We start from the raw sequence: 22,911 nt of genomic DNA on the forward strand, positions 1-22,911 counted from the left end.
GCAAAACTATTCAGACAGCCCGCTGCCAGACTGTCACGTGTTCGGTTGCCCGCTCACCCCTTGCCCCTGGGTTTTTATTCTTCAACGAGCCAACAACCAGGGCCCGGACCCGCGTACGGGCCTGAGCCATCAATCTTTATTATTCGGCGGTGACCACGCTGGGTTGCCCCAGGTTGGCCAGGCGCACGCTGTTCTGTACTTGCGCCACTTCACCGGGCGTTCCGATCGGCCCCATGCGCACACGGTGCAGGGTCTGCTGGTTACGCACGATGGAGCTAATGAAAACCGGCGCATTGACCATGCTGCTGAGCTTGGACCTTAACAGTTCTGCCGCATCCGGGTTGGCGAAAGCGCCCACTTGCAGGTACTGGCCACCCACTGTCGAGGCGCCCGGTGCTGCTTGAGGCACCACCACCGTGTCCGGCGCGTGCTGCGCCGGTGGTGGTGTCCACTGTTCGATCTTGCCGGCTGATGCGGTGACTTGCGGTTGCGGGGTTTGCGGCTCGTTGAGCATCAACGGCGCCGGTTTACCGCGCTGGGCCCAGTACTGCGCCGGGTCGATACCTTCCACCTTGACGCGCGCGGTGCCGATTTCGGCGTAACCGAGTTTCTTCGCGGCGGCGTAGGACAAGTCGATGATGCGGTCCGAATAGAACGGCCCACGGTCGTTGACCCGCAGGATCACGCTGCGGTTGTTGTCCAGGTTGGTTACACGCACGTAGCTGGGCAGCGGCAAGGTCTTGTGGGCCGCGCTCATGCCGTACAGGTCATACACTTCGCCGTTGGCGGTGTTCTGGCCATGGAATTTGGTGCCGTACCAGGACGCCGTGCCCGTTTGCGAGTAGGTCTTGGAATCCTGCAGCGGGAAGTAATTCTTGCCCAGCACGGTATACGGGTTGGCCTTGTAGGGACCGGTGTGCAGGGTCGGCGTGGCATCCGGGATTTTCGACACGTCGACATCCCACCACGGTGCGCCGTCTTTGTGCGCGCGGTTGATGTCCAGGCCCGGCTGGGCGCGGACGATACCGCCACCGCCCTTCTGCGCCGGGGCGCGACTGGTGGTGGAGGAGCAACTGACAACCAGCAAGGACAACGCGGCAAACGCCACCAGCTTGAGCGGTTTATTGAACGGCGATGCCCGCATTACTTGTTGCCCCGTGCTTGGACCAGCATGTCTGACAGCTGATGCACGGCCATGGCGTACATCACACTGCGGTTATAACGCGTGATTGCGTAAAAATTCTTCAGGCCCATCCAGTATTCCGGGCCGTTTTCGCCTTCCAGGCGGAACGCCGTCACCGGCATATCATCGCGTGGCGCATTCTGACTCGACCAGCCCAGCGCTCGCAACTCCCCAACGGTCTTGACCGGCTCGATTCCCTGGGTCAGGCCTTCGTCGGCTCGCTCCCCAGTCACCTCGGCACGGATCACCACCGGCTCGCCATACACCCAGCCGTGGCGCTTGAAGTAGCTGGCCACACTGCCAATGGCGTCGTCAGGGTTGCTCCAGATATTGATATGGCCGTCGCCGTCGAAATCCACCGCGTAAGCACGGAAGCTGCTCGGCATAAACTGCGGCAAGCCCATCGCACCGGCGTATGAGCCCTTGAGGGTCAGCGGGTCGACCTGCTCTTCGCGGGCCAGCAGCAGGAATTCGCGCAGCTCCTTGCGGAAGAACTCGGCGCGCGGCGGGTAATCGAAGCCCAGGGTCGACAAGGCGTCGATCACCCGGTAATTGCCGGTGTTGCGCCCGTAGAAGGTTTCAATGCCAATGATCGCGACAATGACCTGGGCCGGCACACCGTATTCCTGCTCGGCGCGGGCCAGCACGGCTTCGTGCTGGCGCCAGAAGTCCACGCCCCGCGCCACGCGGGCATCGGTGAGGAACATCGGGCGGTATTCTTTCCACTGTTTAACGCGCTCGGCGGGACGCGAGATCGCGTCGAGGATCGCCTGCTTGCGCTGGGCTTCACGGAACACGCCCATCAGCTGTTCACCGGCGAAACCGTAGTCGCGGGTCATTTCACCGACAAACTCGGCAACCTGGGGTGAGCCATCGTAGTCACCGGCCTGCGCCTCTTGCGTCGCGCCCAGCAGCCCAATCAGGCTCATCCAGGACGCATGCCGAGTCGCCCAGCCGCGCATTACTTGCATTGACATCTTCACCTTATTCAAACCTGCGCGATCCATTTGCGATGCGTATGAATCGACATCAAAACCCCAAACGCTGACAGCAATGTCACCAGCGAAGTTCCGCCGTAGCTAATGAACGGCAACGGCACCCCAACCACCGGCAACAGGCCACTGACCATACCGATGTTGACGAAAACGTAAACAAAAAAAGTCATGGTCAGGCTGCCGGCGAGCAATTTGCCGAACAGCGTCTGTGCCTGCGCGGTAATCACCAGCCCGCGACCAATCAATAGCAAATAAATCAGCAACAGCGCGCAAATGCCCACCAGGCCGAACTCTTCGCCCAACACCGCAATAATGAAGTCGGTGTGGCTTTCGGGCAAAAAGTCCAGGTGCGACTGGGTGCCGAGTAACCAGCCTTTACCAAATACGCCGCCGGAACCGATGGCCGCCTTGGACTGGATGATGTTCCAGCCGGTGCCCAACGGGTCACTCTCCGGGTCGAGGAACGTAAGAATCCGCTGCTTCTGGTAGTCGTGCATAAAGAAGAACCACATGGCCACGGCCACGGGTATCGCAGCGGCCAGCACGCTGAGGATCCAGCGCCAGCGCAGGCCGCCCATAAACAACACGAACGCACCGCCCGCAAGGATCAGCAGCGAGGTGCCGAGGTCGGGCTGGCGCACAATCAGGATAAACGGCACGCCGATCAAGATCAGGCTGATGCCCACGTGCTTGAGCTGCGGCGGCAAGGTGCGTTTGGACAGGTACCAGGCGATGGTCGCCGGCATCAGGATCTTCATGAATTCCGACGGCTGGAAGCGAATCACCCCCGGAATATTGATCCAGCGCGTCGCGCCCATGGCGTTGTGGCCCATGACGTCCACCACCACCAGCAGCAAGACGCCGGCGACATAGCCCAGTGGCACCCAGCGCGCCATGAAGCGCGGCTCGAGTTGGGCGATCACCACCATCGATAACAGGCCCAGGCCGAACGACGAGGCCTGCTTGATCAGCAGGTCCCAGTTCTTGCCGCTGGCCGAATACAGCACGAACAGGCTGCCGGCTGCCAAGGTCAGCAGCAGGATCAGCAACGGGCCATCAATGTGCATACGTTGCAGCAACGTCGCACGGCGACGCATCACATCCTCACTGGAGAGGATGCGGTCAAAATTACTCTTCACGGGCCGTAACCTCGGTGTTTGAAGGGGGGCCACCATATTCGGGCTTGAGCCTGCCGTCGTCGGCCAACAGCCAGGCGTCCATCACTTGGCGCACCACGGGCGCTGCGACGCCGGAGCCGGACTCACCGTTTTCAACCATCACCGCCACGACGATTTTCGGGTCGTCGGCCGGGGCAAAGCCAACAAACAAGGCGTGGTCACGGTGGCGCTCTTGAACCTTGGAGCGGTCATATTTCTCGCCCTGCTTGATCGCGACCACCTGTGCCGTACCGCTCTTGCCGGCAATGCGGTATTGCGCGCCGACCGCCGCCTTGCGCGCGGTGCCACGGGAGCCGTGCATCACTTGCTGCATGCCGTGGTTAACCTTGGTCCAGTCGGACGGGTCGCGCAGCACGATGTCGGCAATCGGGTTTTCATCCACAGGCCGCTCGCCTTCAACCGTCTTGGCCAGGTGCGGACGGTTCCAGATGCCTTTGTTGGCCACCAGCGCCGTGGCCTGGGCCAGTTGCAAGGGCGTTGCCTGCATATAGCCCTGGCCGATGCCGAGAATCAGTGTTTCGCCCGGGAACCACGCCTGGCGACGGGTTGCGCGTTTCCACTCCCGCGACGGCATCAGGCCCGGGGATTCTTCGAACATGTCCAGGGAGACTTTCTGACCGAGGCCGAACTTGCCCATGTAGGCAGACAGCCGGTCGATCCCCAGCTTGTGGGCCAGGTCATAAAAATAGGTGTCGTTGGAGCGCATGATCGCGGTGTCCAGGTCGACATAGCCGTCACCGGTGCGGTTCCAGTTGCGGTATTTGTGATCGTAGTTGGGCAGCATGTAGTAGCCCGGGTCGAACACACGGCTCGACGCGGTGACCACGCCCGAATCCAGGCCGGCAATCGCCACCGCCGGCTTGATGGTCGAGCCCGGCGGGTACAGCCCGCGCAATACGCGGTTGAACAGCGGCCGGTCGATGGAGTCACGCAGCTCGGCGTAGGCCTTGAAGCTGATCCCGGTGACAAACAGGTTGGGGTCGAAACTCGGCTGGCTGACCATCGCCAACACTTCGCCGGTCTTCGGGTCCAGTGCAACCACGGCGCCACGCCGACCGCCCAGTGCCATCTCGGCCGCTTCCTGCAGCTTGATGTCCAGGCTCAGCACGATGTCCTTGCCCGGCACCGGGTCGGTGCGCTTGAGCACCCGCAGCACGCGGCCGCGGGCGTTGGTCTCGACTTCTTCGTAACCCACCTGGCCGTGCAGCTCGGGCTCGTAGAAGCGCTCGATGCCGGTTTTGCCAATATGGTGGGTGCCGCTGTAATTCACCGGGTCGAGGCTTTTCAGCTCTTTCTCGTTGATACGCCCCATGTAGCCGACGGAGTGGGCAAAGTGCGGCCCTTGCGGGTAATGCCGCACTAACTGCGCCACCACTTCCACACCGGGCAGGCGGAACTGGTTCACCGCAATGCGGGCGATCTGCTCTTCGGTCAGCTCAAACAGAATCGGCACCGGCTCGAATGGCCGGCGCCCCTGCTTCATGCGTTTCTCGAAGATCACCCGATCTTCCGGCGTCAGCTGCAGCACCTCGACAATCACATCGAGGATCTGCTGCCAGTCGCCGGAACGCTCGCGGGTCATGCTCAGGCTGAAGCTGGGCCGGTTATCCGCGACCACCACGCCATTACGGTCAAAAATCAGCCCACGGGTCGGCGGAATCGGCTGCACATGCACCCGGTTGTTTTCCGACAGCGTGGAGTGATAGTCGTACTGGATCACCTGCAGGAAATACAGGCGCGCAATCAGCACACCGATCAGCCCCACCACCAGAAAAGCGCCGAACACGACCCGCGCGCGTACCAGACGTGCGTCTTTCTCGTGGTCCTTGATGCGGATCGGCTGGGTCATCGGCAGGGGCGCAGATTATTTGTGGTAAGGGTGCCCGGACAGAACTGTCCAGGCGCGATACAGCTGTTCACCGATCAGAATCCTTACCAACGGGTGCGGCAGCGTCAACGCCGACAACGACCAGCGCTGGTCCGCCCGCGCACAGACTTCCGGCGCCAGCCCTTCGGGGCCACCGACCATGAAGTTGACCGTACGCGAATCCAGGCGCCAGCGATCCAGTTCCACCGCCAACTGCTCGGTGCTCCAGGGCTTGCCGTGCACCTCAAGGGTGACGATGCGCTCGTTGGGGCCGACCTTGGCCAGCATGGCTTCGCCTTCCTGACGGATAAAGCGCGCCACGTCGGCATTCTTGCCCCGGGTGTTGAGCGGTATTTCCACCAGTTCCAGCGACAGCTCAGCGGGCAGACGCTTGGCATACTCGTGCCAGCCTTCTTCCACCCACTTGGGCATGCGTGAACCGACAGCGATCAGACGCAGGCGCACAGCCGTTCCTTATTCCTGGTCTTTGTTGAGCTTGTCGAAGTGCGCGTGGCCCACTTCCGGGCTGTGGTGCTTGCCATCAGCGGCACGGCTCTGCTCGGCGCCTTTCCACAGACGCTCCAGGTCGTAGAACTGACGGGCATTGGAGGTCATCATGTGAACGATCACGTCGTCCATGTCCAGCAGCACCCAGTCGCTATCGCCCTTGCCTTCTTCACCCAGCGGCTTGACGCCTTGGGCTTTGACGGCTTCGCGAACCTTGTCGAGCATCGCGCCGATCTGACGGTTGGAAGTACCGGTGGCGATGATCATGAAATCGGTGATGCTCTGCTTGTCGCGCACGTCCAGGACCTGGATGTCCTGTGCCTTCACGTCTTCCAGAGCGGCAACGGCCACTTTTACCAGCTCTTCGCCAGCCAGCTCAGGGCCGGTGTGCGCTTCAACTGGCAGCGGGGCGCTTTTGAACGTGCCTTTGCGCTTAACTTTGCTTACGTCTTTGTTGGTCATATAAAACTCGTTTTGCTCATATGTTCGGGCGCTCGCTGCACGACTGTGCGTAGCGACAAGCGCGCCTTTTCAGTTCGACGCACGGTAAAGCCCGTGCGCATCGATGTAGGCCAGGACCGCGTCAGGCACCAGGAAACGTACCGACTTCCCGCTGGCCAGCAGTTGACGGATCTGGGTGGCGGACACCGCAAGCGGGGTCTGCCAGACGAATGCAATATTCCCGTTCGGCCCGGTCAGGGCCAAGGGGTCACTTACCGACCGCGCGGCCAGCAGGTTGCGCAAGGCATCCGGCGGTTCGCTGTCGGCATCCGGGCGTTGCAAAACCAGGATGTGGCAATGCTGGAGGAGTTCCTCCCAGCGATGCCAAGAGGGCAGGCCGCAAAATGCGTCCCAGCCCAAAAGCAGAAACAACTGGTCATCCGCGGCCATTTCGGCGCGCATCACTTCCAGGGTATCGACAGTGTAGGACGGTTTATCGCGCTTGAGCTCGTGGTCGTCGACCACCAGCGGCGCTATGCCCTCCACCGCCAGGCGCACCATTTCCAGGCGTTGCTGCGCTGACACCTGCGGCGTATCGCGATGCGGCGGCCGCGCGTTGGGCATCACCCGCAGCTCATCCAGCGCGAGGGCATCCGCGACTTCCAGGGCACTGCGCAAATGGCCGATGTGCACGGGGTCGAAGGTGCCGCCGAGCAGCCCGATGCGTTTAGCCATCAAGTGCGCACATGACCGTCGCCGAACACCACGTACTTCTCGCTGGTCAGGCCTTCAAGGCCAACCGGGCCGCGTGCGTGGAGCTTGTCGGTGGAAATACCGATTTCCGCCCCCAGGCCATACTCGAAGCCGTCGGCAAAGCGCGTCGAGGCGTTGACCATCACCGAAGCGGAATCCACTTCGTTGAGGAAACGCCGGGCATCGCTGAAATGCTCGGAAACAATGGCGTCGGTGTGCTTGGAGCCGTATTTATTGATGTGTTCAATGGCCTGGTCCAGGTCGTCGACGATGCGGATCGACAGGATCGGCGCCGTGTACTCGGTGTACCAGTCTTGTTCGGTGGCTTCGATCACGTCCGCGCCCAGCAGCGCACGGGTGCGCTCACAACCACGCAATTCCACACCCTTGTCACGGTAAATGGCAGCCAGCGGCGGCAGCACGCGATCGGCAATGCCAACGTGCACCAACAGGGTTTCCATGGTGTTGCACGGGGCGTAGCGGTGGGTCTTGGCGTTGTCGGCGATGCGGATCGCCTTGTCGATGTCGGCGGCGACGTCGATAAACACGTGGCACACGCCATCCAGGTGCTTGATCACCGGCACCTTGGCATCGCGGCTGACGCGCTCGATCAGGCTCTTGCCACCGCGCGGCACGATCACGTCGACGAACTCCGGCATGGTGATCAGCGCGCCAACGGCGGCGCGGTCGGTGGTTTCCACCACTTGCACCACTTCGGCCGGCAACTCGGCCACGGCCAGGCCTTGCTGAATGCAGGCGGCGATGGCGCGGTTGGAATTGATCGCCTCGGAGCCGCCACGCAGGATGGTGGCGTTACCCGACTTGAGGCACAGGCTCGCGGCGTCGATGGTTACGTTCGGACGCGACTCATAAATGATGCCGATCACGCCCAGGGGCACACGCATCTTGCCGACCTGGATGCCGGACGGCAGGTAGCGCATATCGCGGATTTCACCGATGGGGTCAGGCAGCTTGGCCACCTGACGCAGGCCTTCGATCATGTCGTCGATACGTGCCGGGGTCAGTGCCAGGCGGTCCAGCAGTGCCGGCTCCAGGCCATTGGCGCGGCCGCTGGCCAGGTCCAGTTCGTTGGCGGCAGCCAGCTCGGAGCGCGCAGCATCCAGAGCATCGGCGGCGGCCAGCAGGGCACGGTTCTTCTGCGCAGTGCTCGCACGGGCGATCAACCGCGAGGCCTGACGGGCAGCGCGACCCAGGCGGGTCATGTAGTCAAGAACGGACTCAGTCATGGTCAGGGAGTCTTGGCAAAGAGGAAAGCGGCAGATTATAGCTGCGACGCCGCCCGACTGACAGCGGTGAGGGGCGGATGGTCGAAATGAACTGTAAAAACTTGGGGTTCAGCGGTAATTAAGGTGGGAGTTGTTATTATTCCGTCACATTTAGCCGTATTAACCTTACCGCCATGTCCAGTTTTGCCCCGCAACGCCCCGCCAGCGCCCTGCCCGACAGCTTCTTCGACCGTGACGCGCAAGTGCTCGCGCGCGAATTACTCGGCAAAGTCATACGCCATCGCGTCGGCGAAACCTGGCTTTCAGCACGAATTATTGAAACCGAAGCCTATTACGTGGCCGAAAAAGGCAGCCACGCCTCACTCGGCTACACAGAAAAGCGTAAGGCTTTGTTTCTGGATGGCGGGCACATCTACATGTACTACGCCCGTGGCGGTGATTCGCTGAACTTCAGTGCCCACGGCCCGGGCAATGCCGTGCTCATCAAATCGGGCTATCCCTGGGTAGACGGCATGTCCGGCCCGGCGAGCCTGGCGCAGATGCTGCTGAACAACCCGGACGCCAACGGCCACCCTCGCCCCTCGCAGAAACTCTGCGCCGGTCAAACTTTGCTGTGCAAAGCCCTGGGACTGAAAGTGCCGATGTGGGATGCCAAGCGTTTTGATCAGGAGCAGCTCTACGTCGAGGACGTGGGCCAGACGCCGACGCAGATTATCCAGACCACTCGCTTGGGCATTCCCAGCGGGCGCGATGAACATTTGATGTACCGCTTTGTGGATGCGGGCTATGCACCGTATTGCACCAGGAACCCGCTGCGCCGGGGCCAGGTCGAAGGGCGCGATTATTTTTTGATTTGAATTGAACATTAATACCGGCAGCGCAGCAGATCCAATGTGGGAGCGGGCTTGCTCGCGAATGCGGTGTGTCAGCTAAAGATTTTTTCACTGAGACACCGCATTCGCGAGCAAGCCCGCTCCCACAATTGATCTCCATCGCTTCAGGTTATGTATTGAATAAAGGGAGTTGATTGTATGAGCCAATGGCTCGATAGCATTACCGGCTGGCTGACCCTCAACCCAGAATGGCTGGCCGTGGCGGTGTTTATCGTCGCGTGTGTGGAATGCCTGGCCATCGCCGGGCTGATCGTGCCGGGTACGGTGTTGCTGTTTGCCATTGCGGCGCTCGCCGGCAGCGGCGCGCTGTCATTGAGCGAAACCCTACTGCTGGGCTTCCTCGGCGGCTTGCTCGGCGACGGGGTTTCCTACTACCTGGGCCGACATTTCCACCAGAACATCCGGCGCCTGCCCGGCTTGCGTCACCACCCTGAATGGATGAACGGCGCTGAAACCTACTTCCATAAATACGGCATCGCCAGCCTGCTGGTAGGACGTTTCATCGGCCCACTGCGCCCGATGCTGCCGATGGTGGCCGGCATGTGCGACATGCCGTTCCCACGCTTTGCCGCCGTCAGCATCGTCGCCGCCGCCGGTTGGTCGGTCGCGTATCTGTTGCCGGGCTGGGCGACCGGCGCCGCGTTCCGCCTGCCGTTGCCGGAAGGTTTCTGGCTGGAGGCCGGGATTGTCGCCGGATGTATCGCCGTGCTGCTGGGGCTGAGCTTGAACAGCAGCCTGCGTGGCCATCGTCGCGCCACGTTGTGGGTCGGTTGCGCCAGCCTGACGCTGTTGATCGCCCTGTTTATCGGCTACCCCCATCTCAATGACTTCGATCAGGGCTTGAGCGCGCTGGTGCAGGAACACCGCAGCCCGTGGCTGGACGAGGTGATGGTACGGATTACCCAGTTGGGTGAGTTCAGGAAGATGTTTATCGCCAGCGCGATTTTCACCGGCTTGCTGTTAGTGGCGCGGCAATGGCGCCACGCGGTGTTTGTCGGCGCCACGTTGGCCGGCTCAGCGGTGATCAACACCGCCACCAAGCTGTTTTTCGCCCGTGGCCGGCCAGAAATCCTGACCGACCCACTGACCAGTTTCAGCATGCCAAGCGGCCACGCCTCGGGCGCCTTTGCATTTTTCCTGGCACTGGCGGTGCTGGCCGGTCGCGGGCAACCCACGCGGCTGCGCCTGACCTGGCTGCTGCTGGGCTGCATTCCTGCCGCGTTTATCGCGCTGTCGCGGGTTTACCTCGGTGCGCATTGGCCGACGGACATCCTGGCCGGCACGCTGCTGGCAATGACAGTGTGTGCGTTCAGCCTGGCCATCAGTCAGTACCGCAGCCCGCTGCCGCCGCTACCACAAAAAATCTGGTGGTGGATGCTGCCGATCGTGCTCGCCGTGCTCGGTTTCATCGCGCTCACCGGCACTTCCCACGCGATGCTGCGCTACGCCTATTGAGTGAAGAGTTCGCCCTGCAATTCGTCGAGCAACATCTGGATCGCATCCAGACGTTGCTGCGGGTCGTCGAGTTGCAGCAGGTCGATCTTGTCGGCCTCGGTGAACGGCAACAGGTACGCCAACTGATTGCCCAGGGCTTGCTGGCCATCAGCGTGGGTGCCCATGTCGAGCGAGGCGACCATCGGGTGTTCGGCCAGGGCCTGAAGCAACGCCAGCAGGTCAGCGTCCTCTTCTTCCAGCGGTTGGTCCGGCAGTTCTTCAAGCCACTGCACCTCGGCGACCAGCAACTGGTCCTTCTGCACGCCAGCATCAAGCACACGGAAGCGCCGCCCGCCCTCGACACGAATCCCCAGCAGGCCGTTGTCCTGCTGCTTGAAGTCGCGAATCAGCGCTTCGCAGCCGATCAGCGCATAGCCTTGCGTGGCCATGCCCACTTCCCTGCCGCCGAGGGTGCACACCACACCGAAACTTTCGCCCTTTTTCATGCAGCGGCTGATCATGTCCAGGTAGCGCGCCTCGAACAGTTGCAAATCGAGGGTGCAGCCAGGGAACAACACGGTATTGAGCGGGAACAGCGCCAGACTCATAAAGGCTTCCTTAAACCCGATTTAAACAATCACCGACACGGCCAGCGGCAGGAACACCGCCGTGGCCACGCCCATCAGACTCATGGCCAGCGCCGCAAAGGCGCCGCACTCTTCGCTTTCCTGCAGGGCCACCGAGGTGCCGACGGCGTGGGCGGTCATGCCCAAGGCCATGCCGCGCGCCTCGGGGCTGTGCACACCCAGGCGCGACAGGTACGCCGGGCCGATCATCGCGCCGATCACCCCGGTGATCAGCACAAACACCGCCGCCAATGCGGCCACGCCGCCGATCTGCTCGGCCACCAGCATCGCAATCGGCGAGGTTACCGACTTGGGCGCCATGGTCATCAGCATCATGTGTTCGGCGCCGAACCACCAGCCCAGCAGCACGCACAGGCCGGTAGCCAGCACGCCGCCTATCACCAGCGTAGTAAAAATCGGCCAGAACAATTGGCGAATCCGCCGCAAGTTCAAGAACAGCGGCACCGCCAGCGCCACGGTCGCAGGGCCGAGCAGAATACTCATGATCTCGGTGCTCTTGCGGTACTCGACGTAGGTCAGGCCGCAACTGAGCAATACGCCGATCACCAGCAGCATGGACACCAGCACCGGCTGCAGGAAGATCCAGCGGGTTTTCTCGAACGCCGCCAGCACCAGTTGATAAGCACCCAGGGTGATACCGATACCAAATAGTGGGTGATGAATGACAGCCGTCCAGGCGCCCTGCCAGTCGAAAATCATTGATCCTTCTCCTTGCGCTTGACCATCTGCTGCATCAGCACGCCGACAAAGCCCATGGCAATCACCAGCGACAACACCAGCGCGCCGACAATGGCCCAGAAGTCAGCGGCGATGTCTTTGGCGTACACCATTACGCCGACGGCAGGCGGCACCAGCAGCAGCGGCAAATAGCGCAACAGGCTGCTGGCGGCCAGGCTCAGGGGTTCGCCGACTTCGCCACGCCAGATCAGAAAGCCGAGCATCAGCAGCAAGCCAATGATCGGCCCCGGCAGCACCGGCAACAGCAAATGGTTGATCGCGGTGCCGATCAACTGAAACAGCACCAGCCATGTCAGGCCACGTAACAGCATCCGTTCTCCCCCCTAAAAGACTCGCCCGCATTATAAGCACGCCGGCTCTATGCTCCGGCATTCGCCAAAAGCATGGTGGGTTGACCGACTGGGTTGCCCATGATGATCTAACATGGATTTCGCATACCTATAAAAACCGATGAACCAAGGAGAGTCGTAATGCCCTATGTACCTGTAGCGCAGCTCAAAGATTATGTCGGCAAGGAACTGGGACGTTCCGAATGGCTCACCATCGACCAGGCGCGTATCAACCTGTTCGCAGAAGCCACTGGCGATCATCAGTTCATCCACGTCGACCCGGTCAAGGCCGCCCAGACGCCGTTCGGCAGCACCATCGCCCACGGTTTCCTGTCGCTGTCGCTGATGCCCAAGCTGATGGAAGACATCCTGATCATGCCCGAGGGGCTGAAGATGGCCGTCAACTACGGCCTGGACAGCGTGCGTTTTATCCAGCCGGTGAAGGTCGACTCCAAGGTGCGCCTGAACGTGACCCTGACCGACGTCACCGAGAAAAAACCTGGCCAATGGCTATTTAAGGCCACCGCCACCCTGGAAATCGAAGGCCAGGAAAAACCCGCGTACATCGCCGAGTCGTTGTCACTCTGCTTCGTGTAAGGCCTCGCCTGTGGTGAGGTGATAAACCTTGCCACAGTGTATGTAAATTTATGTATGAATCCTGCGGCTGCGGCATACTCGGCGCTCAATTATCCGGATCCCGCTATGCGCCCACTCGCTCCCCTTGCCCTTGCCCTGTTGCTCACCGCTTGCGGAGACGGCGAATCGCTGTTGCCGCCCGATGCGCGCCTGCCCGACGGCGGCCGCTACCGGGGCGATGTGGTCAATGGCTTGCTGCAAGGCCAGGGCCGGGTGGACTACCCCAACGGCAGTTGGTACGCCGGCCAGTTCGACAAAGGCCAGTGGCACGGCCAGGGCGAATGGCATGGCAGCAACGGCGAGGTCTATAAAGGCCAGTTCAAGCAAGGCCTGTTCGACGGCCAGGGCAGCCTGACCACGGCGGGCAGCAGCTACGTCGGCGGTTTCAAGAATGGCCGACGCAATGGCGAAGGCACCCTCAAAGAGGGGCAGATGACCTATCGCGGCGAATTCAAGGACGACCAGTATTCCGGCCTCGGCCGCCTGGAGCTGGCCGACGGCAGCCAGTACCAGGGCCAGTTTGCCCACGGCAAGCCGAATGGCGAAGGCCAACGCAACGACGACAGTGGCAACCAGTTCAGTGGCCACTTTGTCGATGGCCAGCTCGAAGGCAATGGCACGTTCAACAGCGCCGACGGCGACATCTATGTCGGCCAGTTCAAACAGAACCAGCTCAACGGCAAGGGCCGCTATGAAAACGCCGACGGCGACGTGTGGATCGGCCAGTTCAAGGAAGGCGCGCTCAGCGGCAAGGGCGAGCTGATCGGCGTCGACGGCAGCCACTATGTCGGCTACTTCAGCGACTGGCGCTTTACCGGCGAGGGCCGCCTGAACCTCACCGATGGGAGCTTCTATATCGGCGGTTTCGACAGCGACAGCTACCAAGGCAAAGGCACGCTGGTGCTCACCGACGGCACCGTCCAGGCCGGCACCTGGGTCAACGGTATGCGCGTGCGCGATGCCGACGGCAAGTTGTTACCCGACCCATTGGAAATCGGCGTACTGGCCCAGGGCCGCTTGCTCGATGCCGCGCTCGCCGCCGTGCCGCCCTCGACGCCCGCCGTGGAGCTGTACAGCCTGGCCGTGGCGGGTGATGGCAAGCAAAGCGTGTTCCTGCGTGAAGCCGATTATGTGAGCAACATGCTTGCCACCCGTTTCGGCGCGCGCGGGCAGATCCGCCTGGTCAACCACCGCGACCATATCGCCGACCGCCCGCTGGCCACCCGCGAAAGCCTGCGCCGCGCGGTGCAAACCCTGGCTGAGCGCACCGGCCCGGAAGACCTGGTGTTTATCTACATGACCAGCCATGGCACCCACGAACATGAACTGGTGCTCGACCAGCCGCGCATGGAGCTGGCCGACCTGCCCGCCGACGAACTGGCCGCCGTGCTCGCGCCGCTGAAAAACCGCGACAAGATCATCGTGATTTCCGCCTGTTATTCCGGCGGGTTTATCCCGGCGCTGAAAGATGAGCGCACCCTGATCATGACCGCCTCGCGCGCTGATCGCGTGTCTTTCGGCTGTTCCGAGGAAGCGGACTTCACCTACTTCGGCGATGCCCTATTCGCACAGGCCTTCAACCAGACCGACGATTTACTGCAGGCCTTCAAACTGGCACAACTCCACGTGGCCGAGCGCGAACAGGCGGACAATTTCGAAGCCTCCGAACCGCAGATCTGGGCCCCCAAAGGTGTGATCGCCCATTGGCAATTATTACGCAAGCAGCAGGCACGAAAGGCGCTCGAAAGCGTCTCAATGAATAGCAAGGAAGCCAAAGGCAACTAAGCTGTAACGTGTAACAAGGGGGAAACACCATGTACCTGACACCTCAACATATCCTGCTCGCCGGCGCCTCGGGCCTGACCGGCGAACACCTGCTCGACCGCCTGCTCAACGAACCCACCGTGACCCGCGTACTGGCGCCGAGTCGCAAGCCGCTGGCCGAACACCCGCACCTGGAAAACCCGGTGGGCGACCCGCCGGCGCTGTTGCCGCACTTGAGCGGCCAGGTCGATATCGCCTTCTGCTGCCTGGGCACCACCATCAAGCAGGCCGGCTCCGAAGCGGCCTTCCGCGCGGTCGACCTGGACATGGTCGTGGCCTTCGCCAAGCGCGCACGGGAAATGGGCGCGCGGCACCTGATCGTGATCAGTGCGATTGGCGCCGACCCGAAATCCTCGATCTTCTACAACCGGGTCAAAGGCGAAATGGAACTGGCGCTCAAAGCCCAGGACTGGCCGCAACTGACCATCGTGCGGCCTTCGCTGCTGCTGGGGGAACGCTTGGAGCCACGCCTGGCCGAGCAGCTGGCCGGGCCGTTGTCGCGGTTGATTCCGGGCAAGTACCGCGGCATTGAAGTCTGCGAACTGGCCCGCGCCATGTGGCGCCTGGCGCTGGAAGAGCAGGATGGGGTGCGGGTGGTGGAGTCGGATGAGTTGCGTAAGCTCGGCAAATGATCGTTCCCACGCTCTGCGTAGGAATGCCGCCTATGACGCTCCGCGTCCGCTCTTGAAGGTCGTGACGCAGAGCGTCACAGGATTCACTCCCACGCAGAGCGTGGGAGTGATCTGGGGTTAAAGCCCGCCTGTTGCGTTAAACCCCACCCCCAACACCGTCAACACCGACAGCGGCAACAGCAGCGTGTCGAGCATCGCACTGGCCGGCAGGTCGAGATGCGGATAACTCGGCGCCTCAGCGCCAAACCGATCCTTGGCGCAACAGCCGCCGTTAATCGCATACAAATCCAGGCGCGTGCCGGCATACACCACCGGCGCGCCAGGTTGCGCGGCATCCAGGGTGCGCGCGGTGGCGCAGCCGGTCAGTTGCAGCGCCAACAGCACCAGCAAGGCCTTATTCATCGCTGCTCAAATGGTGCTCGCCCCAACGCGGCAGCATGTCCTGAGGAATGTTCAGCAGGTTAAGAATCCGCGCCACCACAAAATCCACCAGGTCATCGATGGTCTGCGGCTGGTGATAAAAACCGGGTGACGCCGGCAAGATGGTCACGCCCATGTTCGACAGCTTGAGCATGTGCTCCAGGTGAATACTCGAATACGGCGCCTCGCGTGGCACCAGAATCAACTGGCGACGCTCCTTCAAGGTCACGTCTGCCGCGCGTTCGATCAGGTTGTTGCACGCGCCTGTCGCAATCGCCGACAAGGTGCCGGTGGAACACGGCACCACCACCATCGCCGCCGGCGCGCCGGAGCCGGAAGCCACGGGCGACATCCAGTCCTCTTTGCCGTAAACCTTGATCTGCCCCGCCGCCGCACCGGTGTATTCGGTGAGGAAGGCCTGCATCATCTGCACTTTGGGCGGCAACGCCACATCGGTCTCGGTGGCCAGCACCAGTTGCGCGGCCTTGGAGATCAAAAAGTGCACCTCACGGTCTTCACGCACCAGGCAATCGAGCAAGCGCAGGCCATAGGGCGCGCCGGAAGCGCCGGTCATCGCCAGGGTGACGCGTTCCGGCCCACTCATTTCAACGCCTCGGCCAGCTTGCCATGTAAGCCGCCAAAGCCGCCGTTGCTCATCACCACCACATGGGTGCCGGGCTTGGCCTGATGCTTGACGTGCTCAATGATGCCCTCGATGGAATCGCAGACGATGGAAGGAACGGTACACAGCGCAGCGATGGCCGGCAGGTCCCAGCCGAGGTTGGCCGGCGCGTACCAGACCACCTGATCGGCATCGTTGACGCTTTCCGGCAAACCGTCGCGGTGTGCGCCGAGCTTCATGGAGTTGGAGCGCGGCTCGACAATCGCAATGATGTTGGCGTCACCGACACGCTTGCGCAGGCCGTCCAGCGTGGTCGCGATTGCGGTCGGGTGGTGGGCGAAGTCGTCGTAGATGGTAATCCCATTCACGTCGGCGACTTTTTCCATGCGGCGCTTCACGCTTTTGAACGCACTCAATGCGGCGATGCCCATGGACGGCACCACGCCCACATGCCGCGCAGCCGCCAGCGTCACCAGCGCGTTGGCGACGTTGTGCTGGCCGGTCATGTCCCACTCAACGATGCCTTGGGCTTCACCTTCGAACAGCACTTCAAATTTAGAGCCGTCTTCACTGAGCAACTTGACCTGCCACTGCCCGCCTGCGCCGGTGGTTTGCACCGGGGTCCAGCAACCCATGTCGATCACGCGCTGCAAAGCGGGCTCGGTGGTCGGATGGATGACCAGGCCTTCACTGGGGATGGTGCGCACCAGATGGTGGAACTGGCGCTCGATGGCCGGCAGATCGGGGAAGATGTCGGCGTGGTCGAATTCGAGGTTGTTCAGGATCGCCGTGCGCGGACGGTAGTGGACGAACTTGGAGCGCTTGTCGAAGAACGCACTGTCGTATTCGTCCGCTTCGATCACGAAGAACGGCGTTTCGCCCAGGCGCGCCGACACCGAGAAGTTTTGCGGTACACCGCCGATCAAAAAGCCAGGGCTCATGCCCGCATGTTCCAACACCCAGGCCAGCATGCTGCTGGTGGTGGTCTTGCCGTGGGTGCCGGCGACGGCTAATACCCAACGGCCCTGCAGCACATGGTCCGCCAGCCACTGTGGGCCAGAAACATACGGCAACCCCTTATTGAGCACGTATTCAACCGCCGGGTTGCCACGCACCATGGCATTGCCAATTACCACCAGATCCGGGACAGGGTCGAATTGCGACGGGTCGTAACCCTGGGTCAACTCGATACCCTGGGCTTGTAATTGCGTGCTCATGGGCGGGTAAACGTTGGCGTCGGAGCCGGTGACATGATGGCCCAGCTCTTTGGCCAGAACCGCCATCGAGCCCATGAAGGTGCCGCAAATACCGAGAATATGAATGTGCATGGTTGACCTCTTGAACATCGGGGCAGGTTAGCGCAGGGAAGGGGAAATCGCACCTTTTATGCGGCCGGGCGGCTGAGCGATTCAAGTGTGTGTGCTTCGCTCAGCCGTGTATTTTTCAGGCCTGCGGTAGCTTACGTGGCTACGCGCCAGGCCCCGCCACTCACGCAGCCTTGTCGCGCTGCGCCTTCATCTTCCGTAGCGCCGCGTTCACCACCGCCAACCGTTTCTCTATGGCATTGAATCGCTCGCGGGCCGTATAGCTGTCCGCAGGGTCAAGAGGGGCCGGTATGTGGCGATCAAATAACACATTGAACACACGCGCTTGTTCCTGGACGCGGTCCTCGAGCACATCAAGTTCGGCTTCGATTTGATCAAGGTTGCTAATAATGTCGGTCGGCCTGCCTTCGGACGCGTGATCAACGTCTTGTACCTCGCCACCTGCCAGCGCCGTCAGGTCCTTGTTTGCCTGCTTGAGCTCGCGCCAAAGTGTCTGCACGCGGGCAAGCCGTGTTTGATCGGCAAGCCTGTCAACGCTGTCGGCGGTGTTCTGTAGCGCGGAATCGTTTTGCGCCTGGGTTTGGCGTTGAAGTGGGTGCAGCATCAACTGCGGCTGTCGGGCGGCCTTTAGCGCTTGATCAATACCAAAGTTCACGCCGGCATCGATAATTGCGCTGACGGTCGCTTGCGCTATTTGCCTGGCAAACCCGACACCGGGCGTGAAACCTTTCAACGGAGCGCCGTAAGGCCCTTGGGTCTTGGGATCACAGGCGTACCACTTGCCATTACATTCAACCGCAACGACATTTACAGGTGCCGTTTTCCCGCCCAGAGGCCGGTAAACCCCCTCGGCAATGGCACCTTTCTTCCCGGGCTTGGGTATGTTCCAACTGCCACTGCGACCGCGGATATGACGCAATTTATAAAACGCGGAAAAGTCTGTACCCCCCAACCTTCTGATCCCGGATTTGCCCAGCTTGTATACGCCCTTCCCCGCATCATAAATACACCCGAGCGGGTTAGCGGCCAACACGCCAGCTTTGGCGAAACCCTTTAGAAACCTGAACCCTGTGCTGAGCGCCTTGACGCCCGCACTCGCGGCACTGATTCCGCCTTTAAGGGCGGGTATGACCAATCCAATAAGATCGAGCATTCCATAAATAATCGCTTCGCCCGTCTTGCCTTCAACGATGCATTTAACGAAGTCGTAGAAGGGAATAAAGCCCAGCATGAACCTGTGGAACGCCTTTCTTTGAGCCTGTTCCTTTTCCTGTTTGGTTTCCCCTTTGGCCGATGCTTTTGCCGTATTGAACTCTCGCGTATAAAAAGAGCCCACCGCATCGCCCAGCGCAGCGCTCCGTGCTGAAGGCGCTGCTGTCGCCACCGAGTCCAAATGCTTTTTGTCCAATTCGAGCATTTTTAAATCGTAGTCGCCCACTTTTCGGCTAAAGGCAGGCGAGTCATTCCTGACCCGTGGACTGCCGAACACCTCGGCAGGCACGGGCATACCGTAATCATTAAAGGGCTCAACCTGCTTGAAGATTTTCCCTTGGGTTGGCGAATACCAATAACGAACCTTCTTGCCCTCAAGCTCCGCGCCAATGACAACGCCGCCCTCTTTTATACAACGCAACATTGGCGTATCAATCGCCTTCGATTCGTCGAAACCCGTCAGAGGCTTCAGGTGTAAGACTGTAAGTTTTCCGCGTTCCAGCATCTGCTGATCTTCATCCGGCAGTTGCGACACTTGATACTTGAAGTTCACGCCCACTGCGTTGCCTACGCCGGCTGTGTAGTGGTGGAACGCTTCGTCAAATTTTTCCTCGATATCCGGCAGGTGGAGAATATCAGCCGCAAATTCACCCACAGAAAAATCATTGCCATCAGGAACACGGAAGCGCGACTTCAATTCACCTGACATATAAAGATCCAGCAGAGAATATCTATTCGTACTGTGCTTCGTCTGGCTGGCGCTTTTGAACATTTCCAGCTCAAAGAGGTGCGCTTTTTCTTTGCCGTATACCCGTGTCAACTCAACCAGTGCCAGCTCACGGCGAGTTGGCATGGGGCCTGTCATTGTCTTGACGGCTTCGACTACCTCACCGACTTGCTTCTCCATCGCAGCGGCTGCACGTTCAATGGTCTGCGCGCTGTAGTCTCCCTCACTATTTTCATCAATAACCTTATTGGCTATACCCCAGTCGATCACCGACTGCAGGCCCGCAAGCTCAGACTGGTACTGGCCCGCCTCCGTCACGGGTTCCAGCGCATCGTATTGCATGATCTGAGCATAGCTTTGCCCAGCCGTAGAGCCGGGGGTGTCCTGCTCGCGGCGCGACACCGCCGCGCTGAACGATGCCCATTGCGGTGAACCGTAAACCAGCGTGGGAGGAAAATCCTTGACCAAAAACTCCGGGGCAGACATGGCCAACAGCTGATAGGCCACCACTTTTGCCATCTCTTTCCCGACTCGGCCTTCCAAATGTTTTTCAAAAAGCCAGACGATATCCTCCGGCGTCCGCTTCCAGTTGTCTGGCTGGCGCAAATTATACCCAGCCAAATTATTTCGCTGCCGCCCTCCCTCGGGGTCGGCCTCCAACCCTAACGCGGTAAGCAGTGCCTCTTGGCCACTGGTTTGAGTGGGCACTGCGTCAATCGCCTCTTGCAATTGTTTACCCAATGCCTGGGCGTTGGGGGTATTGATCAATGCGCTGAGAAACGCACCGGGATTTGAGTTGGCCAGCGCAAGCTGTGCCGGTGTCAGCGAACGCTTCAGGTAGTCCAAAAGCGTCTGGACCTGGCCGGAGGGAGTCGGTGGCACCTGTGTTTGAAGCGCTTTCCAGGCGCCGACGGTGTCGAGTATTTTTTTCTGGCTGTCTTCGCTCAACGGCACGTCTTTGCTTAACAGCCCGCCGTAATCCGCCACACTGGGTGCAGTTAATGGCGGTGCGGCCAGCACACGCGCCAGGTTGGCGACTGCGTCCGGTGTGGTGGGCACTTGCAAGCCATAGGCCTTGAGCACCTGCTTGAGGTTCATCGTGATCGGTTGCGGTTGCTGTTCGTCCCAGAGCAAGGAATGCGGCGCGATCTGTACCCTAATGGATTCCAAATCCACCTGGGCGCCGGGCGCCGCACTCTGCGTGTTCAAAACGTCGAGCATGTTATTCAGCATCCGGGCTTCGCCGGTCTTGCGTAAAATCTCCATACGCGCGTTGTTGTCACCCGCCACGCTAGTAGACTCGTTATCTGGCACGAGACGACGTTTGCTCGTCTTGGGCGATGCAGCCTCTGTATTAATACTTGATGGGCGAGCATCCGTGCCAGTAACGCCAATACGCTCCGAGTTAACAGCGGGAACCGTCATACCTCACCTCTACGATGATCGGAATAAGCGGTGTTACGTGCACGGAAAATTAACAGCGCTCACACGGACGCTTGAATCAATAAAGCCATAAAAAAGTCTGGCGCCCTTGTTAACGCAAGAGCTCCAGACTGAGTGAACGCGTAAGAGACGTGTGTTACACCAAGAACCAAGGCTACCGATACCTTGGTTTATGTGCGCCACTTCAAGGGGTGATGTTCGCCCCAAGTGCAATTTGAGCTTCTACCTTTTTTCGCGACTTCGTCACTACTGCAAGCCGAGCTTCCAGTGACTTGGTCCGTGTTTCGAGCCCATCGAGGCCAGGGGGCGCCTCGTCCGGCGGCAAGTCATCGTTATAGCAAGATACATCATGTATCTTTGCCAGGTCTTTCATGTTCTCCTCAAGTTTATCCATCCGTTCTTCCAGCTTATCCATAATCGCTAACGGGTCTACTGGCCATTGTTCACTCGGCCCCAGCTCCTTATCAAGTGTGCCATAGGTTAATTTCAGCACCGCGTTACTGGTCTCGAGTATATTGACCTGGGCATTGTCTATACGCTCGCGAAGCGCCGCCGGTAGTTTATTTTCTGCCTCACTGTTGGCCTTATCCGCTTCAGGGGACTGATTCGTCCCTGGCGTTGGCGCGGTAGCCGGGGGCGTAGGCGGTACAGGCAGATATTTTTTTTTGATTTCTTCTGCCGTTATGGTCGTAAGGACAGTTTCTCCTATTTTGATGGGTATCGCTGCCAACGTACCTGCTGACTCCGAAACGGCACCGTTAATTGCAGTTCTACCCAATTCTGGACGTGAGGGGATTGCCCCCGACTGAAGCAACTTACTGGTCCATGTCGCGTTTTTGGCTGCGTCATCAGTGGTGGGTTGCGGCGCAGGGGGCTTCGCAGCCTGTTGAGAATGAATGCTGCCAGGACCTCTGAGCGCTTTCGGCACGTCATCGGTCTGCTTATGAGGTTCATTATTACCCTTCACCGCAGTTGACATAGACCTTGCCACCTTTCCGTCTTTGTCCAGAGGCCTGTCGTAAGCATCAACCCGATAGCCCTCTTTGTTAACTCGGTTGCCGTCCTTATCGATAAATTCTTTTTTCTCATTAACGAGCCGCCCCTCCCGATTGATCAGGCGACCTTGTGGGTCTATTGGGCGGTTCCTGTGATCTTTAGCGACCCCTTGAGTATCAATGCGCTGGTTATATTGATTGATCTTATGACCCTGCTTGTCTATCGCATGACCGTTAACGTCTACCCGTTGATTTGAGCTATTCAACGGCCAGCCTTCGTCATCTGTCTTCTGACCGGGCTTTTTTTCGGGCTTGATAACTTTATTATTGGCATCATGGGTGGCACGGGACGTGTCATGCGTGTCTTTATTGGTTTTATGGGAAGTTCCTGTACTTGACCCTGTACTTGACCCTGTCGTGGATCCTGTATCAACTGTATGGTTATTTCCTCTAGAGCCACGACGTGACGTTCCCCTAGGCTCCCGACTATGGTCAAACGCATCAGGGGCACTGTCAGAAACAGGATCCAAAGAAGGAACAAAAACGTTTACTGAAGGAATATTTAGCATCGTTAGAAAACCTATATCAAACATATCATTAAATAATGAGATGCCCTCCTTGCTCTCTACCCTATGTGTGATCCTGCCCCCTTGATCGGTTCCACAGCAAGTCATGTCCAAACGAAACTTTGCACACTGTAAAATAATCCTTCATCACGCGCTATGTAACACCCTCACTAGCGCTTAACTTTCCCAGTAAGAAAAATCTGCTATCGCTACTCAACGCGTAACATTACCAACGACCCCCTTCATACTTTCTTAACTTCCGGTAGCGGATGCCAAGTGTGGCCGGTATGGGTCATA

Annotated in this window: 21 protein-coding genes; 5 read left to right on the forward strand and 16 right to left on the reverse strand. The window is 60.0% G+C overall.

What is annotated here, in order from left to right; genetic code table 11:
- Window positions 1-139: 139 nt before the first annotated feature.
- From HX783_RS20560 to HX783_RS20595, 8 genes are all read right to left on the reverse strand, one after another.
- Window positions 140-1,144, reverse strand: coding sequence for a septal ring lytic transglycosylase RlpA family protein (locus tag HX783_RS20560; RefSeq protein WP_177018057.1), 1,005 nt, complete (start codon window positions 1,142-1,144; stop codon window positions 140-142).
- Entirely contained in the window at window positions 1,144-2,154 is a 1,011-nt protein-coding gene (gene mltB / locus HX783_RS20565) for a lytic murein transglycosylase B (RefSeq protein ID WP_159960152.1), read from the reverse strand. Before mltB ends, HX783_RS20560 begins: the two co-directional genes overlap by 1 nt.
- A 17-nt stretch (window positions 2,155-2,171) precedes the next feature.
- Window positions 2,172-3,275: a rod shape-determining protein RodA gene (rodA, locus tag HX783_RS20570; protein WP_162530315.1), complete on the reverse strand. Its 1,104-nt coding sequence runs from the start codon at window positions 3,273-3,275 to the stop codon at window positions 2,172-2,174.
- Window positions 3,276-3,306: 31 nt separating this feature from the next.
- A complete protein-coding gene (gene mrdA, locus HX783_RS20575; protein ID WP_177018058.1) occupies window positions 3,307-5,205 on the reverse strand; it encodes a penicillin-binding protein 2 in 1,899 nt (632 codons plus the stop codon).
- A gap of 15 nt (window positions 5,206-5,220) precedes the next feature.
- On the reverse strand, window positions 5,221-5,688 hold the full coding sequence (gene rlmH, locus HX783_RS20580; protein ID WP_003176297.1) for a 23S rRNA (pseudouridine(1915)-N(3))-methyltransferase RlmH: 468 nt from the start codon (window positions 5,686-5,688) through the stop codon (window positions 5,221-5,223).
- 9 nt (window positions 5,689-5,697) lie between these two features.
- Window positions 5,698-6,192 carry a ribosome silencing factor gene (rsfS, locus tag HX783_RS20585; protein ID WP_003215432.1) on the reverse strand — a complete coding sequence of 165 codons (495 nt, stop codon included), beginning with the start codon at window positions 6,190-6,192 and terminating at the stop codon, window positions 5,698-5,700.
- Between the two features lie 69 nt (window positions 6,193-6,261).
- Entirely contained in the window at window positions 6,262-6,906 is a 645-nt protein-coding gene (gene nadD / locus HX783_RS20590; protein WP_078739280.1) for a nicotinate-nucleotide adenylyltransferase, read from the reverse strand.
- Entirely contained in the window at window positions 6,906-8,171 is a 1,266-nt protein-coding gene (locus HX783_RS20595) for a glutamate-5-semialdehyde dehydrogenase (RefSeq protein ID WP_177018059.1), read from the reverse strand. The genes nadD and HX783_RS20595 overlap by 1 nt, the downstream gene beginning before the upstream one ends.
- Before the next feature lie 173 nt (window positions 8,172-8,344).
- On the opposite strand from HX783_RS20595, the gene HX783_RS20600 reads away from it, so the two are divergent.
- Complete coding sequence (locus tag HX783_RS20600; protein ID WP_177018060.1) at window positions 8,345-9,028, forward strand: DNA-3-methyladenine glycosylase; 684 nt, start codon at window positions 8,345-8,347, stop codon at window positions 9,026-9,028.
- 174 nt (window positions 9,029-9,202) lie between these two features.
- Window positions 9,203-10,519, forward strand: coding sequence for a bifunctional DedA family/phosphatase PAP2 family protein (locus tag HX783_RS20605; protein WP_177018061.1), 1,317 nt, complete (start codon window positions 9,203-9,205; stop codon window positions 10,517-10,519).
- Here the strand turns inward: HX783_RS20605 and HX783_RS20610 are convergent.
- The 3 genes from HX783_RS20610 to HX783_RS20620 are packed head-to-tail and all read right to left on the reverse strand — an operon-like array spanning window position 10,513 to window position 12,194.
- Window positions 10,513-11,106 carry an LON peptidase substrate-binding domain-containing protein gene (locus tag HX783_RS20610; RefSeq protein WP_159960164.1) on the reverse strand — a complete coding sequence of 198 codons (594 nt, stop codon included), beginning with the start codon at window positions 11,104-11,106 and terminating at the stop codon, window positions 10,513-10,515. The genes HX783_RS20605 and HX783_RS20610 overlap by 7 nt on opposite strands.
- Window positions 11,107-11,127: 21 nt before the next feature.
- Window positions 11,128-11,844 carry an LrgB family protein gene (locus HX783_RS20615; RefSeq protein ID WP_159960166.1) on the reverse strand — a complete coding sequence of 239 codons (717 nt, stop codon included), beginning with the start codon at window positions 11,842-11,844 and terminating at the stop codon, window positions 11,128-11,130.
- The gene (locus HX783_RS20620; RefSeq protein ID WP_094951239.1) at window positions 11,841-12,194 is read right to left on the reverse strand and encodes a CidA/LrgA family protein; all 354 of its coding nucleotides are present in this window, start codon (window positions 12,192-12,194) and stop codon (window positions 11,841-11,843) included. Before HX783_RS20620 ends, HX783_RS20615 begins: the two co-directional genes overlap by 4 nt.
- Window positions 12,195-12,353: 159 nt before the next feature.
- Between HX783_RS20620 and HX783_RS20625 the strand changes: the two genes are divergently transcribed.
- From HX783_RS20625 to HX783_RS20635, 3 genes are all read left to right on the forward strand, one after another.
- Entirely contained in the window at window positions 12,354-12,809 is a 456-nt protein-coding gene (locus HX783_RS20625) for a MaoC family dehydratase (RefSeq protein WP_005791783.1), read from the forward strand.
- A 105-nt stretch (window positions 12,810-12,914) separates the two neighbouring features.
- Window positions 12,915-14,633, forward strand: coding sequence for a C13 family peptidase (locus tag HX783_RS20630; RefSeq protein WP_159960168.1), 1,719 nt, complete (start codon window positions 12,915-12,917; stop codon window positions 14,631-14,633).
- Window positions 14,634-14,662: 29 nt separating this feature from the next.
- A complete protein-coding gene (locus HX783_RS20635) occupies window positions 14,663-15,304 on the forward strand; it encodes an oxidoreductase (RefSeq protein ID WP_159960170.1) in 642 nt (213 codons plus the stop codon).
- A 117-nt stretch (window positions 15,305-15,421) separates the two neighbouring features.
- On the opposite strand, the gene HX783_RS20640 is transcribed toward HX783_RS20635, so the two are convergent.
- From HX783_RS20640 to HX783_RS20660, 5 genes are all read right to left on the reverse strand, one after another.
- Window positions 15,422-15,706 carry a YceK/YidQ family lipoprotein gene (locus tag HX783_RS20640; protein ID WP_177018062.1) on the reverse strand — a complete coding sequence of 95 codons (285 nt, stop codon included), beginning with the start codon at window positions 15,704-15,706 and terminating at the stop codon, window positions 15,422-15,424.
- Window positions 15,699-16,328 carry a flavin prenyltransferase UbiX gene (ubiX, locus tag HX783_RS20645; protein WP_003219402.1) on the reverse strand — a complete coding sequence of 210 codons (630 nt, stop codon included), beginning with the start codon at window positions 16,326-16,328 and terminating at the stop codon, window positions 15,699-15,701. Before ubiX ends, HX783_RS20640 begins: the two co-directional genes overlap by 8 nt.
- A complete protein-coding gene (mpl, locus tag HX783_RS20650; protein WP_177018063.1) occupies window positions 16,325-17,674 on the reverse strand; it encodes a UDP-N-acetylmuramate:L-alanyl-gamma-D-glutamyl-meso-diaminopimelate ligase in 1,350 nt (449 codons plus the stop codon). The genes ubiX and mpl overlap by 4 nt, the downstream gene beginning before the upstream one ends.
- Before the next feature lie 160 nt (window positions 17,675-17,834).
- A complete protein-coding gene (locus HX783_RS20655; RefSeq protein ID WP_177018064.1) occupies window positions 17,835-21,035 on the reverse strand; it encodes a hypothetical protein in 3,201 nt (1,066 codons plus the stop codon).
- 202 nt (window positions 21,036-21,237) lie between these two features.
- Window positions 21,238-22,617, reverse strand: coding sequence for a hypothetical protein (locus HX783_RS20660; protein WP_177018065.1), 1,380 nt, complete (start codon window positions 22,615-22,617; stop codon window positions 21,238-21,240).
- Window positions 22,618-22,911: the final 294 nt, after the last annotated feature.

This window comes from Pseudomonas sp. D2002 (assembly GCF_013385735.1).
Taxonomy (GTDB): domain Bacteria; phylum Pseudomonadota; class Gammaproteobacteria; order Pseudomonadales; family Pseudomonadaceae; genus Aquipseudomonas.

Excerpts from the sequence above, each read along its gene's own strand:
- HX783_RS20560 (WP_177018057.1), bottom strand. The coding sequence starts at position 1,144 with ATGCGGGCATCGCCGTTCAATAAACCGCTCAAGCTGGTGGCGTTTGCC.
- mltB (WP_159960152.1), bottom strand. The coding sequence starts at position 2,154 with ATGCAAGTAATGCGCGGCTGGGCGACTCGGCATGCGTCCTGGATGAGC.
- rodA (WP_162530315.1), bottom strand. The coding sequence starts at position 3,275 with ATGCGTCGCCGTGCGACGTTGCTGCAACGTATGCACATTGATGGCCCG.
- mrdA (WP_177018058.1), bottom strand. The coding sequence starts at position 5,205 with ATGACCCAGCCGATCCGCATCAAGGACCACGAGAAAGACGCACGTCTG.
- rsfS (WP_003215432.1), bottom strand. The coding sequence starts at position 6,192 with ATGACCAACAAAGACGTAAGCAAAGTTAAGCGCAAAGGCACGTTCAAA.
- nadD (WP_078739280.1), bottom strand. The coding sequence starts at position 6,906 with ATGGCTAAACGCATCGGGCTGCTCGGCGGCACCTTCGACCCCGTGCAC.
- HX783_RS20595 (WP_177018059.1), bottom strand. The coding sequence starts at position 8,171 with ATGACTGAGTCCGTTCTTGACTACATGACCCGCCTGGGTCGCGCTGCC.
- HX783_RS20600 (WP_177018060.1), top strand. The coding sequence starts at position 8,345 with ATGTCCAGTTTTGCCCCGCAACGCCCCGCCAGCGCCCTGCCCGACAGC.
- HX783_RS20605 (WP_177018061.1), top strand. The coding sequence starts at position 9,203 with ATGAGCCAATGGCTCGATAGCATTACCGGCTGGCTGACCCTCAACCCA.
- HX783_RS20610 (WP_159960164.1), bottom strand. The coding sequence starts at position 11,106 with ATGAGTCTGGCGCTGTTCCCGCTCAATACCGTGTTGTTCCCTGGCTGC.
- HX783_RS20615 (WP_159960166.1), bottom strand. The coding sequence starts at position 11,844 with ATGATTTTCGACTGGCAGGGCGCCTGGACGGCTGTCATTCATCACCCA.
- HX783_RS20620 (WP_094951239.1), bottom strand. The coding sequence starts at position 12,194 with ATGCTGTTACGTGGCCTGACATGGCTGGTGCTGTTTCAGTTGATCGGC.
- HX783_RS20625 (WP_005791783.1), top strand. The coding sequence starts at position 12,354 with ATGCCCTATGTACCTGTAGCGCAGCTCAAAGATTATGTCGGCAAGGAA.
- HX783_RS20630 (WP_159960168.1), top strand. The coding sequence starts at position 12,915 with ATGCGCCCACTCGCTCCCCTTGCCCTTGCCCTGTTGCTCACCGCTTGC.
- HX783_RS20635 (WP_159960170.1), top strand. The coding sequence starts at position 14,663 with ATGTACCTGACACCTCAACATATCCTGCTCGCCGGCGCCTCGGGCCTG.
- HX783_RS20640 (WP_177018062.1), bottom strand. The coding sequence starts at position 15,706 with ATGAATAAGGCCTTGCTGGTGCTGTTGGCGCTGCAACTGACCGGCTGC.
- ubiX (WP_003219402.1), bottom strand. The coding sequence starts at position 16,328 with ATGAGTGGGCCGGAACGCGTCACCCTGGCGATGACCGGCGCTTCCGGC.
- mpl (WP_177018063.1), bottom strand. The coding sequence starts at position 17,674 with ATGCACATTCATATTCTCGGTATTTGCGGCACCTTCATGGGCTCGATG.
- HX783_RS20655 (WP_177018064.1), bottom strand. The coding sequence starts at position 21,035 with ATGACGGTTCCCGCTGTTAACTCGGAGCGTATTGGCGTTACTGGCACG.
- HX783_RS20660 (WP_177018065.1), bottom strand. The coding sequence starts at position 22,617 with ATGCTAAATATTCCTTCAGTAAACGTTTTTGTTCCTTCTTTGGATCCT.